Genomic DNA, 11,901 nt, shown 5'->3' on the forward strand with positions numbered 1-11,901 from the left:
TCCAGCGCCGCGTTGTACAGGACCCGGTGGTCCTCCAGACAGGCGGCCAGCGCGATCTGCTGGTGGCGGGTGGGGCGCAGCAGGAACTTATAGGATCTACGCACGGCCGCTCACCGGGACGCCGATCAACTCCTCACCGTTGGCCCGGAGCACCTCCGCACGGCGCACCGTGACGCGCTCCCCCAGGACCGGGCGGCGGCACCTGGGGCGGTACGCGCCGCGGCATTCGAGGGCAGACGCCGTGCTGGAAAAGGGACGCACCCGAGGAGCCACCCGGTCAATGTAACGGCATTGCCCGCCTCAGGTCCGGGGAAAGACCGGAAAGACATCCCGGCGGGGACGGCATTCCCCCGCCGCCTGAAGGCGACGGCCCCCTGCCGAGGCTTTGATAGAGATCTTTGATCTGATCCGGACCTGATCATTGCCCGGCGGGGGAATCACCCCTCACATGAGAACCGTCAAGATCGTGTCCGCGGTCGCGGCATTCGCCTTCGGGACCGCGCTGCCCACGACCGGAGCCCCGGCCTCGAAAAGCTCCCCCGTCCCCGGCGGCGGGTCTTCTCTGACGCTCACCCTCTCGGTCGGCGGCGGCCCGGCCAGGAGCGTCTCCCTCCAGTGCGACCAGGAAGGCGGCAGCCACCCGGACCTGTCCACGGCCTGCGGCCTGGTCCGCAAGGTCGACGGCGACCTGTCGAAGCTCACCTATGACATCGACATGATCTGTCCCGACGAGCACGTCCCCCACACGGTGGGCGCCCGGGGCACCTGGCAGGGCAGGCCCGTCTGGTTCGACAAGACCTACGACAACCGCTGCGAGATGACCGCCCTCACCGGCTCCCTGTTCTATTTCTGAGGCCCCTCCAGGTTCTGCTCTTCCAAGGTCCGAGGCCTTTCCGGGCCGTGACGGCCGGTGCGCCGTCTTCCCGCACTCCGGCCCCGCTCACGCGGGCTACACGCCCCGGGCCGATCCGGCCTCCCACCCGCCGTCCATGGCCGGATGCGTCAGCCGGCTGTGGCTGTAGCCGTACGTGGCGTAGACCACGACACCGATGATCATCCATATGACGAACCTGAGCCAGGTCTCCACCGGGAGGTTGAGCATCAGGTAGAGGCAGGCCAGCACCGACAGGATCGGGATCAGCGGCACCAGCGGGGTGCGGAAGGAACGCGGGAGATCGGGACGGGTGCGGCGTAGGATGACGACCGCGATCGAGACGATCACGAACGCGAAGAGCGTGCCGATGTTGACCAGCTCGGCGATCGTCGACAGCGGCACCAGCCCGGCCAGGAGTGCCACCACGAGGCCCATCAGGATGGTGATCCGGTACGGCGTGCCGAACTTCGGGTGGACTATCGACAGCCAGCGCGGCAGCAGGCTGTCCCGGGACATCGCGAACACCACCCTCGACATGCCCAGCATGAGGATCATCACGACGGTGGTGAGACCCGCCAGCGCGCCGATGCTGATGAGCGTCGCCGCCCAGTTCTGGCCGACCGCCTTGAAGGCGTCCGCCAGCGGCGCGGCCTCGCTGAGCTGTGAGTAGGGCTGCATGCCGACGACGACCAGGGAGACCGCGACGTACAGCACGGTGCAGATGGCGAGCGAGGCGATGATGCCGATCGGCAGGTCACGCTGCGGGTTGCGGGTCTCCTCGGCGGCGGTGGCGACCACGTCGAAACCGATGTAGGCGAAGAACACGATCGCCGCGGCGCTGAAGATGCCCAGCACGCCGTACGCGACGGGGGAGACCCCGAACAGCACCTGGATCAGCGGCGCTGACAGGCCCGCCACGGCGGGGGTCTGCTTCGCGGGCGGGATGAACGGGGTGTAGTTGTCGGGGCTGATGAAGAACAACCCCGCCGCGATGACCAGGAGGACCACCGCGACCTTGATGGTGACGATGATCAGGTTGAATCGGGAGGAGAGCTTGATCCCGGCGACCAGGACCGCGGTGAGGGCCAGCACGACCAGCGCCGCGGGCAGGTTGAAGACCGAGCCCTCCCCGGCGATCGCGGCAGGCAGTTTGATCCCCATGGTCGACAGCAACGAGTTCAGGTAGCCCGACCAGCCGACCGCGACGACCGCGGCGCCGAGCATCATCTCCAGCATCAGGTCCCAGCCGATGATCCAGGCGGGGAACTCACCGAGCGTGGCGAAGGCGAAGGTATAGGCCGACCCCGCCACCGGCACGGTGGAGGCGAACTCCGCGTAGCAGAGCGCGGCCAGCGCGCAGACGATTCCGGCGGCCACGAACGACAGGGCCACCGCCGGTCCCGCCAGGTCCCTGGCGACCCTGCCGGTGAGCACGAAGATGCCGGTGCCCACGATGACGCCGATGCCGAAGACGGTCAGGTCGAGCGCGGAGAGTTCCCTGCGCAGCCGATGCTCGGGCTCTTCGGTGTCCCGGACCGATTGTTCTACCGACTTGACCCGGAAAACGCTCATGGGATCCCCCTTGACCAGCCGGAGTCGCTATCCCCCATGGCTCAGGTCATGCCCACCCGATCTACTGCTGAACGGCGAAGTAGGGGTTCTTTCGGGGAAAGTCCCGATGTCCTTGCCACCGCCGGGCGACAGCATGGAGCAATGCTCTTGGACATGCTGGGCCAGCTGGACCCATATCTGGTCGGCGCGGTGCTGCTGACGGTGCTCGCGCTGGACGGTTCCCTGCTGATCGGGGTCGTGCTCCCCGGGGACGCGACGATCGCCGTGGCGGGAGCCGCGTTGACGGGACCCGCCGAGATCGCGGTGACGGCGGTGGGCGGGGTGATCGGGTGCTGGCTGGGCGCCACCGGCGGGTGGCTGATCGGCCGCCGGTACGGCTCACGCGTGCGCCACAGCAAGGTCGGCCGGTGGATCGGCGAACACCGCTGGGCCCGGGCCGAGCGGATCGCCACGGGCACGGGCAGCGGCCCCGCCCTCGCCGCCGCCTACTTCCTGCCTGTGATCAACTCGCTGACCCCGGTCATCGCCGGGACCTTCGGCATGCCCTACAGCCGGTTCATCCGCTGGGCGCTGGCCGGCAGCGCGGCCTGGGTGACCACCTATCTGACGCTCGGCTCCTACGCGGGCGAGTTTCTCCGGCGCAACGAGCACCTGATCGTGCCGATCGCCGGTTGCGTCGCCCTTCTGGCCGCGGGGCTCATCATGATCAATATGCGGGCCCGCGCGGCCAGGAGGGCGGCGATCAGCGAGCCGGGTGGTTCTCGAGCACCGGAGACCGCTTCGCCACCGCTTCGGTGATCTCTCGGGCGATGTCCTGCGCGGTCAGGCCGATCTCGCTGAGGATCTTCGCCCGCTTGGCGTGGTCCAGGAACCGCTGCGGGATGCCGTAGGTGCGGATCGGAACGTCCACGTCGGCGTCGCGCAGCATCCGGGCGACCGCGTCACCGACGCCGCCCACCCGGCCGTTGTCCTCGACCACAACGACGAGCTTGTGCGCGCCGGCGGCCAGTACCAGCGCCTCGTCCAGCGGCTTGACCCAGCGCGGGTCCACCACGGTCGTCGAGATCCCCTGGGCGTCCAGCAGCCCGGCGGCCTCCAGGCACAGCTCGGCCATCGGGCCGACGGACACGAGCAGCACGTCGGCGTCGCCCGCGCGCAGCACGTCCATCCCGCCGAGCTGCCCGACCGCCTCGATCTCCGCGGCCACCGGCCCCTTGGGGTAGCGGACGACGGTGGGGCCGTCGTCGACCTCCACGGCCTCGGCCAGCAGCTCGCGCAGGCGCGGCTCGTCACGCGGGACCGCGACGGACAGGCCCGGGATGACCTGCAGGATCGAAAGGTCCCACATGCCGTTGTGGCTGGCGCCGTCGTCACCGGTGACGCCCGCGCGGTCGAGCACGACCGTGACCGGCAGCCTGTGCAGGGCGACGTCCATCAGGAGCTGGTCGAAGGCGCGGTTGAGGAAGGTCGCGTAGACCGCCACCACGGGGTGGAGCCCGCCAAGCGCCAGACCGGCGGCGCTGGTCAGGGCGTGCTGCTCGGCGATGCCGACGTCATAGAGGCGGTCGGGATAGGCCTCGGAGAACGGGATCAGGCCGGTCGGGCCGAGCATCGCGGCGGTGATCGCCACGATGTCCTGCCGCTCGGCGCCCAGCCGTACGATCTCCTCGCTGAACACGTTGGTCCAGCCGTGCGGCTTGGGCTTCTCCTCGCCGGTCAGCGGGTCGAAGACGCCGGGCGAGTGGAAGCAGTCCTCGTTGTGGTTCTCGGCGAAGGAGTAGCCGAAGCCCTTCTTGGTGAGCACGTGCACGATGACCGGGCGGCGGAACGCGCGGGCCTTGCGCAGCGCCGTCTCCACGGCCTGCTCGTCGTGCCCGTCGACCAGCCCGATGTATTTCAGGCCGAGGTCCTCGAACATGACCTGCGGGGCCAGGATGTCCTTGAGACCCTTCTTCACGCCGTGCAGCGCGTCGTAGACCGGCGGGCCGATCACCGGCACCTTCGCCAGGTTGTCCTTGACGAACTCCAGCACGTCCTCGTAGCGCTGGGTGGCGCGCAGCGAGGACAGGTGTGAGGCGAGCCCGCCGATGGTCGGCGAGTAGGAGCGGCCGTTGTCGTTGACCACGATGATGAGCGGCAGGTCCTTGTGGGCCGCGATGTTGTTGAGCGCCTCCCAGGCCATGCCCCCGGTGAGCGCTCCGTCGCCGATCACCGCGACGACCGTGCGGTCGCTCTCGCGGCGCAGCTTGTAGGCCTTGGCCAGGCCGTCGGCGTACGACAGCGCGGTGGAGGCGTGGGAGTTCTCGATGATGTCGTGCTCGGACTCGGCCTGGCTGGGATAACCCGAGAGGCCGCCCTCCTGGCGGAGCATGTCGAACTGCCCGGCGCGCCCGGTGAGCATCTTGTGGACGTAGGCCTGGTGGCCGGTGTCCCACAGGATCCGGTCGCGCGGCGAGTCGAAGACCCGGTGCAGGGCGATCGTCAGCTCGACCACACCGAGGTTGGGCCCCAGGTGGCCACCGTTGCGTGCCGTGGAGCTGACCAGCAGGTCCCGGATCTCGGCGGCGAGCCGTGGCAGCTCGTCCACCCCCAGCAGCTTGAGGTCCCGTGGTCCCTTGACCGACTCCAGAAGACTCTCAGGCCGCCCGGTCCGCTCGCTCACGGATTCATCCCCTCTGTCCAGTCAGCATCAGCCCGAGTCTAGTTCGCGGGACGGGCGCCCCTTTCAAGGAAGGAGATTCCGCACGTTTTATTAACACTTGCACTAACCTTTGCCACACCATGAGCACTCTCCCCTTTAGACAACTTTCGTCACTCGCTGTTGCTTCTCTGGCGTTCTCCCTGATGACGGGCGTCGGCGCCGCCGACGCCGCCACTCCGTCGACCGCCGGGGTCGCCGCCTCGGCGTCCACGGCCTCTGTGACGGCCTCCGCCACGAACTCCGTCTCGAACTCCGTCTCGAAGCAGGCGCCACCGCGCGGCCGCCTCGCCGCGACGGCCAGCCCCCTCTACCGGACCGGGACGCTCAACGCGTCGTGCGCGGCCGGACAGATCCGCGCGGGGAGCGCGGCCTCCTACCGGAACTTCATGACCCAGGTCAACCGCTGCCTCAACCTGGCGTGGAAGACCCAGTTCAGGAAGGCCAAGCTGCCCTTCGCCCAGCCCGTTCTCCGCTTCACCACCACCAAGGTGGGCAGCCCCTGCGGCCGCTGGCCCAGCGGCGCGGGCGGTTACTACTGCTCCACCAACCGCACCATCTACATCGGCGTCTTCCGCGACGTCCTGAAGAACCCGTTCGGCCCCAACCACGTCCAGTTCATGGCCCACGAGTACGCACACCACGTGCAGCAGCTCGGCGGCATCATGAGCTACTACGGCCAGAGCACGTGGCGCGCCAGGACCTCCACCAAGCTCGCCTTCTCCCGCCGCATCGAGTTGCAGGCCGACTGCCTGGGCTCCGCCTTCCTGCGCCAGGTCGCCGACGACGTGTCGCTGGAGCAGGAGCAGTGGGACTCGATGGTCGAGTGGACCGCCCGCAACGGCCACAAGACCTGGCCCACCAACGACCACGGCAAGGGCCCCAGCCAGGCCTACTGGATGAACCGCGGCTTCAACTCGGGCTCGCCGTCCGCGTGCAACACCTGGACCGCCTCCGCCCGCTCCGTCGCCTGACCTTTTTCCACCGGCTCCATCAAGCTCTTTCCACCGGTTCCATCAGGCTCGCCATATGCGGCCGTGCCCTCAGGGCACGGCCGCATATCGGCTTTACCCCGGCTTTACACCTCTATAGGGTGCGTAATCATGATCATGCGTACCCCTCTCGCCGCGCTGCTGTCCGGCGTGCTCGCGAGCCTGCTGTTCGCCGGTACGGCCGGCGCGAGCGTCACCGGCACGGGCGCCGGCCGTACCGAGGCGGGCGCCGGCCATACCGGGGCGGGCGTCACCGGGGCGGGCGTCACTGGCACTGGCGCGGGTGTCACCGGCGCGGGCAGCGTCGGCGCGGGCGCGACCCGGCAGGCCGGGCCGGTGCCCACGGGCAACGCGGCCCTGACCGACAACCCGATCTACAAGACGGGGAAGCTGGAACTCAGGACCTGCGAGGAGCAGCCCACCATCCCCGACGACCTCGACAGCTCACGCGTCTACCTCGAGTTCGTGATGGAGTGCCTCGACCAGAGCTGGCGGGACCAGTTCTCCAAGGCGAAGCTCCCGTTCTCCAAGCCCAGACTTGTGACGACCTCTCGCATCGGCGTCCCCACAGGCTGCGGCAAGTTCCCCAAGGGCGCCCAGGCGGTCTACTGCCCGTACAACAAGAAGATCACCTTCCTCCTCGACCAGGGGATCCTCTCCGAGTCGACCGAGCTGTTCCTGCTCGAGGTGATCGCCCACGAGTACGGTCACCACGTGCAGCAGCTCTCCGGGATCATGGATGCCGTCGACGGCCGGAAGTACAAGAACGAGAAGGCCTACCTCCCCGAGCTCCGCAAGATCGAACTCCAGGCCGAGTGCTTCAGCGGCGCCTTCATCGGCAGCATCTGGCAGTCCCTGAACCGTCGCCAGTCCGACTTCACCTACGTCCTGCGCGCCGCCTACGACACCTCCAGCCACGGCAAGGCCAAGAACATCGCCTACTGGCTGACCCAGGGCTTCAACCAGGAGGGCCCCGGCGCCTGCAACACCTTCTCCGCCCCCAAGTCCAAGGTCTCCTGACCCCGCCCGCTCCCGTGGGCCGCTCTTAGCCACTGAAGGCCATCTGTAGCCGCTGAGAGCCACCTGTCGCCGCCCCACAGCCGCGCGACAGGTGGCTCTTTTCATCTGACAGGACGGCCCGCTTTCTCCCGGGGAGAACGGTCCTCCCCCGCCCGGGGCGACGACCGCCATTCACAGCTTGAACACAAGTGGCGACAGATCATCGACTCTGCGTAGTGTGATCTCACCACCTGGCCCTCCACGCCTCACACCAGGACTGGTCCCCCACTCAACGGCGAGGAGAAGAACGCGTTGAACACGACAGACATACGCATGAAGGCCCTGGAAGCCGATGTGGCCGTGCTCAACATACGCACCAAGGAGAACAGGACGATGAACTCGGCGATGTTCGAGGTGCTCGACGATCTGCGCACGATGACGGCAGAGCTCCGAACGGAGATGACGGAGCTCCGGGCAAGCACTGCGGTACTGCACGAGGGTCAAGCCGAACTACGCAAGGGGCAGGAGGAGCTCCGGATCATCACCACCAAGCTATGGGCCGGGCAGGACGAACTCCGTATGGACATGGCCTCGGTCAAGCGATCCACCGGAAACCTGGAGACCTCTATGAAGCGGGTCGAAGGTGACGTGGCCGAACTCAAAGCAGGCCACATCGAACTCCGCAACCTGGTCGCCGGCCTGATCAAGTAACCCCCGAAGACCGTCGGCGCCCTCGGGCCCAGGGCGCCGACGGTTTCCTTCCCACCTCCACGTGTCCCACGTGAGAGCAGGCTCAAGCCGTCCGTCGCCACCCACGACCATACGACGGGTGGTCCTTCTCACCCAGAGAGACAGTTGCCCCCTCCCCGGGATGACAGTCGCCATGCCGAACCCGAATGCGAGTGGCGACAGATCATCGACTCTGCGTAATGTGATCCCACCACCTGGCCCTCCACGCCTCACACCAGGACTGGTCCCCCGCACTCAACGGCGAGGAGAAGAACGCGTTGAACACGAAGCCGGAAACACGGATGCAGGTCCTGGAGCGTGACGTCGCCGTCCTCCGCGCGGAATCCCTGGAGCACAAAGCCACTTCGGCGGCGATCCTCGTCGTCCTCGACGACCTCCGGACGATCACGCGCGAACTCCAAAAGGGCCAAGCCGAGCTCAGTGTCGGACAGGAGGAGCTCCGGGCCGGGCAAGACGAGCTGCGGGCCGAGATCCGAGCAGGCCAGGCCGAGCTGCGGGGAGAAATCGCCATAGTCAAGCGCTCCGTCGGAAACCTGGAGACCTCGATGAAGCGGGTCGAAGGTGACGTGGCCGAACTCAAGGCCGGCCACATCGAGCTGCGCAACCTGGTCTCCGGCCTGATCAAGTAACCCCCGAAGACCGTCGGCGCCCTCAGAGCCCGGGGGCGCCGACACTTTCCCCTTTTCCGTTTCTCACGCAAGAGCCAACTCAAGCCGCCCGTCACTCCACAGATGCATAACGGCGAGCCACTTCTGTTCCGCTTGGCCCACGGCCTCGGGGCATCCACCACTGTCTCGATAACCTTCGGCAATCCGCTCACGGGACCGCGGAGCACGTTCGAAGACTGGCCTGGCCAAGCGCCCAGGCCAGAGAAGAAGGCGCCATCGGATGAACGCAACCTCATGCTTCCGCCATGTTCCTAAAAGGATCGTTGACCAGCCACATCCGATCGATTAGAGCAGGCAGCTGGAGGGTGCCTAATCTGGGGAGATGGCATTCATCCCACGCCACGTAACGGCCACAACAGCACTGGCTCTGCTCAGCGTGACCGGTGTCGGCATGGCAACGGCTGCGGCGTCCCCGTCGGCGGACCCCTCCCCCAGCCCATCGCAAGCGTTCACCGCCACGGTGACGCCGGTGTCCCCGGATCAGCTGCGCCATTCCTGGCGCCGAGGATGCCCGGTGCACCCCGACAACCTCAGAATGATCAAGATGACCTACTGGGGTTTCGACGACAGGCCCCACATGGGAGAGCTGGTGGTCAACAAGTCAGTGACCGACCAGGTCGTCTCGGTCTTCAAGAAGCTGTACGGCCAGCGCTTCCCGATACGGCAGATGCGGCTGGTGGACGTCTACAAGGGCAGCGACGACGCCTCCATGGCGGCGGACAACACCTCGGCCTTCAACTGCCGGAACGTCAAGACCACCGGCTCATGGTCACAGCACGCCTACGGCCTGGCGATCGATGTCAACCCCCGGGAGAATCCCTACATCCATCCCTATCCAGGCGGCACCATCGAGCCCCCGAACGGCAAGGACTATGTCCGGCGGCCTCTGAACCGGCAGGGGGTCATCAACCCCGGTGACGACGTGGTGAGCGCGTTCAAGAAGGCCGGCTGGGGCTGGGGTGGCTCCTGGTCGAGCGAGAAGGACTACCAGCACTTCTCCACGAACGCACGGTGACGCCTTCGTCATGAGATCTCCCGATGCCGTGCCACGGAGGGAACCACTGATGACCGCTTCGACGGCATGGGACCCCGCCTCCCGACGAGCTCAGCCGGACACGAACCTGGGCTGAACCTCACCGAATGACGCGTCAAGCGTGTCTAACGTGGGTGACGCTCTGACCTGGCGCTGAGCTGCGCTGCGACCTCCGCCGGACGGAGTGGGGCACTATGCCGACCTGCATCTCGCCTGGTTAGCGTGAGCTGTATGAACAACATGGACAACGCTGATCGGAGAGCGGCTGCGGACCCGAGAATGGCTTCCGTCCGTGTGAGTGCCGTTCTGCTTACACTCATCATGACTTTCAGCGGGCCTTCCAGTGCCCTCGCCATGTCCTCCCCTGAGGCTGCTCTGCCACCCCCGTCGCCGGACCGACAGCTCATCACCGTGACAGCCGACTCCTACGGGGAGACCACCGCCACACTGATCGCCTACACCGCAGAGAACGACCGCTGGGTGAAGACCTACGGGCCATGGACAGCGAACCTCGGCAAGAGCGGCATCGCCCCGCCAGGCCAGAAGCGAGAGGGCGACGGGCGCACCCCGTCAGGCACGTACGGGTTCGACTTCATGTTCGGAGTCAAGCCCGACCCCGGCGTGAAATTCCCCTACCGGCAGGCGTTCTCCTACGACAAGTGGAGTGACGACCCCACCAGCCCTCTCTACAACCAGTGGGTGGACTCCCGCCACGCCAATCCGGGGGCCAGTTCCGAGAACATGATGAACCCCCCTGCCTACGACTACGGCGCCGTGATCGACTACAACACCAAGAACCGCACCCCCCACCTGGGCAGCGCGATCTTCCTCCACGTCAGCACCGGCGGCCCCACCGCCGGCTGCGTCAGCCTGCCGGTCGACGAACTACTGCAGCTGCTGCGCTGGATGGACCCGAAACACTCCCCACAGATAGACATCAAAGTCGCATAACGCAGGAGCGATGACTCATCACACGTCAACGGAAGCTTCGAGCGTAGTTACTGTCGTACACCTTGGCGCCTCAGCGGAGGACAGGCAGCTCTTGATCGAAGCTCTCCCGGGTCCGGCCTCTGGCCGCCCAGTTCGACACGTTGCGGTCCTACGTGCTGCCACAAACCACCTCGGCAGCGCCGATCGAGAAGAGAATGAGAGCCGTATGGACCTGACCGGCGCCCAATAGCGCAAGAGCAGCCTCAGCAACGGCAACGGCGACAACTGAGTCAAGGCTGCCCTCAGCCTCCCCGGCGTCATAGCCATCCACGACAGCAAAACCCACAGGCCCCCTCTTCATCCCCGAGATCTGAGCCGACTTCCTAACCAAATCAAAACCAATACTGTTTAAGAACGCCTGCTGCAGGACCCCGCGTGACCTGCCAAGCCGAGAAGACCGCAGCGTACTTAGAACTGATCAGAAACACTCAAGTCAGCTGGGCGCACGGCAGCAAATCCCGATATCATCGCCGATTGGAATGAAGAGCAATATAGATCAAAGCACCCCGCGGGTTAGAGGGTTACCTTGTAACCGAGCATCTGAAGCCAGCAGACCGGTTGGCTAGCGCAACAACAGGCATCAATATAGCGATACAGAAATAGATGTGAACCTATCCGTGATCAAGGAGTTGCTCGGCCACGCCTTCGTCGACCGTCCCGAACCGTAGCCGTCAGAAAACGATCATGACTGCTATAGCCGTCAACTTAGCCGTCAAACAAGGTTCGGCACCCCGAGTGAGAGCGTCATCAACCCTCGACAAGTCACATCCAAGCAGGCCGGAAGGCACCTCTTCCCGTAATCTCACATTCCGTCACCGAACTCGCTGCCGCCGATGAAACGCTCAAGCCGGCCCCGGCTGTGGCCCGACAACCCCTACTGCCCGAATCCGGCATGCCGAGAAAACGTTATTTGGTCAGGAGGACTCTTTAATAAGCTCAAGGGCCTCACTTAAGCCACTCTCTGCGATAATTTTTCGCTCTCCAGTAGAGGCGACAACTTCACGCTCAAGGATTTCAGACACAATTGGACAAAATTCCGCCATCCCTCCCAACAGGAAAACAATTCCCCGAAATTCTTCTCCCATAGCACCCGTCGCAGCATCTTCAATAAGTGAAAGCGTCCCTATTATCCTATTGCGACAATAGTCATCAATTTTTAACTCATCCCCATCGATGAATACTGTACGACCATGCGATGCTCCCCTGAATATTGCATCGAGCAAGTACCACGCTTCAGCCGAAAGATCTCCCCTTCTTTCGAGTTCGATAAGGATAACGTCCACAACTCCTGCGGCGGCAGAGTACAGGCTGCCTTGATTCACCAC

General features: G+C 65.6%; 12 protein-coding genes. 8 read left to right on the top strand and 4 right to left on the bottom strand.

What is annotated here, in order from left to right; all coding sequences use genetic code 11:
* On the bottom strand, nt 1–104 hold a 104-nt coding region (locus ACFY2X_RS12900), incomplete at its 3' end, for a helix-turn-helix domain-containing protein (protein ID WP_389937668.1).
* 344 nt (nt 105–448) lie between these two features.
* Here ACFY2X_RS12900 and ACFY2X_RS12905 point away from each other — a divergent pair.
* Nucleotides 449–853: an SSI family serine proteinase inhibitor gene (locus tag ACFY2X_RS12905; protein ID WP_389936864.1), complete on the top strand. Its 405-nt coding sequence runs from the start codon at nt 449–451 to the stop codon at nt 851–853.
* Between the two features lie 96 nt (nt 854–949).
* Here ACFY2X_RS12905 and ACFY2X_RS12910 read toward each other — a convergent pair whose 3' ends face one another.
* Nucleotides 950–2,446: an amino acid permease gene (locus ACFY2X_RS12910; protein WP_389936866.1), complete on the bottom strand. Its 1,497-nt coding sequence runs from the start codon at nt 2,444–2,446 to the stop codon at nt 950–952.
* A 141-nt stretch (nt 2,447–2,587) separates the two neighbouring features.
* On the opposite strand from ACFY2X_RS12910, the gene ACFY2X_RS12915 reads away from it, so the two are divergent.
* Nucleotides 2,588–3,244 carry a DedA family protein gene (locus tag ACFY2X_RS12915; RefSeq protein WP_389936869.1) on the top strand — a complete coding sequence of 219 codons (657 nt, stop codon included), beginning with the start codon at nt 2,588–2,590 and terminating at the stop codon, nt 3,242–3,244.
* On the opposite strand, the gene dxs is transcribed toward ACFY2X_RS12915, so the two are convergent.
* A complete protein-coding gene (gene dxs / locus ACFY2X_RS12920) occupies nt 3,189–5,108 on the bottom strand; it encodes a 1-deoxy-D-xylulose-5-phosphate synthase (RefSeq protein ID WP_389936872.1) in 1,920 nt (639 codons plus the stop codon). The two genes, ACFY2X_RS12915 and dxs, sit on opposite strands and share 56 nt — an antisense overlap.
* 182 nt (nt 5,109–5,290) lie before the next feature.
* On the opposite strand from dxs, the gene ACFY2X_RS12925 reads away from it, so the two are divergent.
* The 6 genes from ACFY2X_RS12925 (at nt 5,291) to ACFY2X_RS12950 (ending at nt 10,537) form a co-directional block, all read left to right on the top strand.
* Nucleotides 5,291–6,118 carry a neutral zinc metallopeptidase gene (locus ACFY2X_RS12925; protein ID WP_389936875.1) on the top strand — a complete coding sequence of 276 codons (828 nt, stop codon included), beginning with the start codon at nt 5,291–5,293 and terminating at the stop codon, nt 6,116–6,118.
* Nucleotides 6,119–6,247: 129 nt separating this feature from the next.
* Nucleotides 6,248–7,156 (top strand): neutral zinc metallopeptidase, encoded by a 909-nt coding sequence (locus ACFY2X_RS12930; RefSeq protein ID WP_389936878.1) that lies wholly within the window; start codon nt 6,248–6,250, stop codon nt 7,154–7,156.
* A gap of 291 nt (nt 7,157–7,447) precedes the next feature.
* Entirely contained in the window at nt 7,448–7,846 is a 399-nt protein-coding gene (locus ACFY2X_RS12935; RefSeq protein ID WP_389936881.1) for a hypothetical protein, read from the top strand.
* 296 nt (nt 7,847–8,142) lie between these two features.
* Nucleotides 8,143–8,514, top strand: a complete 372-nt coding sequence (locus tag ACFY2X_RS12940; RefSeq protein WP_389936884.1) for a hypothetical protein — start codon at nt 8,143–8,145, stop codon at nt 8,512–8,514.
* A gap of 553 nt (nt 8,515–9,067) precedes the next feature.
* Complete coding sequence (locus ACFY2X_RS12945) at nt 9,068–9,568, top strand: M15 family metallopeptidase (protein WP_389936887.1); 501 nt, start codon at nt 9,068–9,070, stop codon at nt 9,566–9,568.
* A 429-nt stretch (nt 9,569–9,997) separates the two neighbouring features.
* A complete protein-coding gene (locus tag ACFY2X_RS12950) occupies nt 9,998–10,537 on the top strand; it encodes a L,D-transpeptidase (protein WP_389936890.1) in 540 nt (179 codons plus the stop codon).
* A gap of 953 nt (nt 10,538–11,490) precedes the next feature.
* Here the strand turns inward: ACFY2X_RS12950 and ACFY2X_RS12955 are convergent.
* The gene (locus ACFY2X_RS12955) at nt 11,491–11,898 is read right to left on the bottom strand and encodes a hypothetical protein (RefSeq protein WP_389936893.1); all 408 of its coding nucleotides are present in this window, start codon (nt 11,896–11,898) and stop codon (nt 11,491–11,493) included.
* Nucleotides 11,899–11,901: the final 3 nt, after the last annotated feature.

Origin of the sequence: Streptosporangium sp. NPDC000396 (assembly GCF_042898655.1) — a bacterium.
Taxonomy (GTDB): Bacteria; Actinomycetota; Actinomycetes; order Streptosporangiales; family Streptosporangiaceae; genus Streptosporangium.

Excerpts from the sequence above, each read along its gene's own strand:
- ACFY2X_RS12905 (WP_389936864.1), top strand. The coding sequence starts at position 449 with ATGAGAACCGTCAAGATCGTGTCCGCGGTCGCGGCATTCGCCTTCGGG.
- ACFY2X_RS12910 (WP_389936866.1), bottom strand. The coding sequence starts at position 2,446 with ATGAGCGTTTTCCGGGTCAAGTCGGTAGAACAATCGGTCCGGGACACC.
- ACFY2X_RS12915 (WP_389936869.1), top strand. The coding sequence starts at position 2,588 with ATGCTCTTGGACATGCTGGGCCAGCTGGACCCATATCTGGTCGGCGCG.
- ACFY2X_RS12925 (WP_389936875.1), top strand. The coding sequence starts at position 5,291 with ATGACGGGCGTCGGCGCCGCCGACGCCGCCACTCCGTCGACCGCCGGG.
- ACFY2X_RS12930 (WP_389936878.1), top strand. The coding sequence starts at position 6,248 with ATGATCATGCGTACCCCTCTCGCCGCGCTGCTGTCCGGCGTGCTCGCG.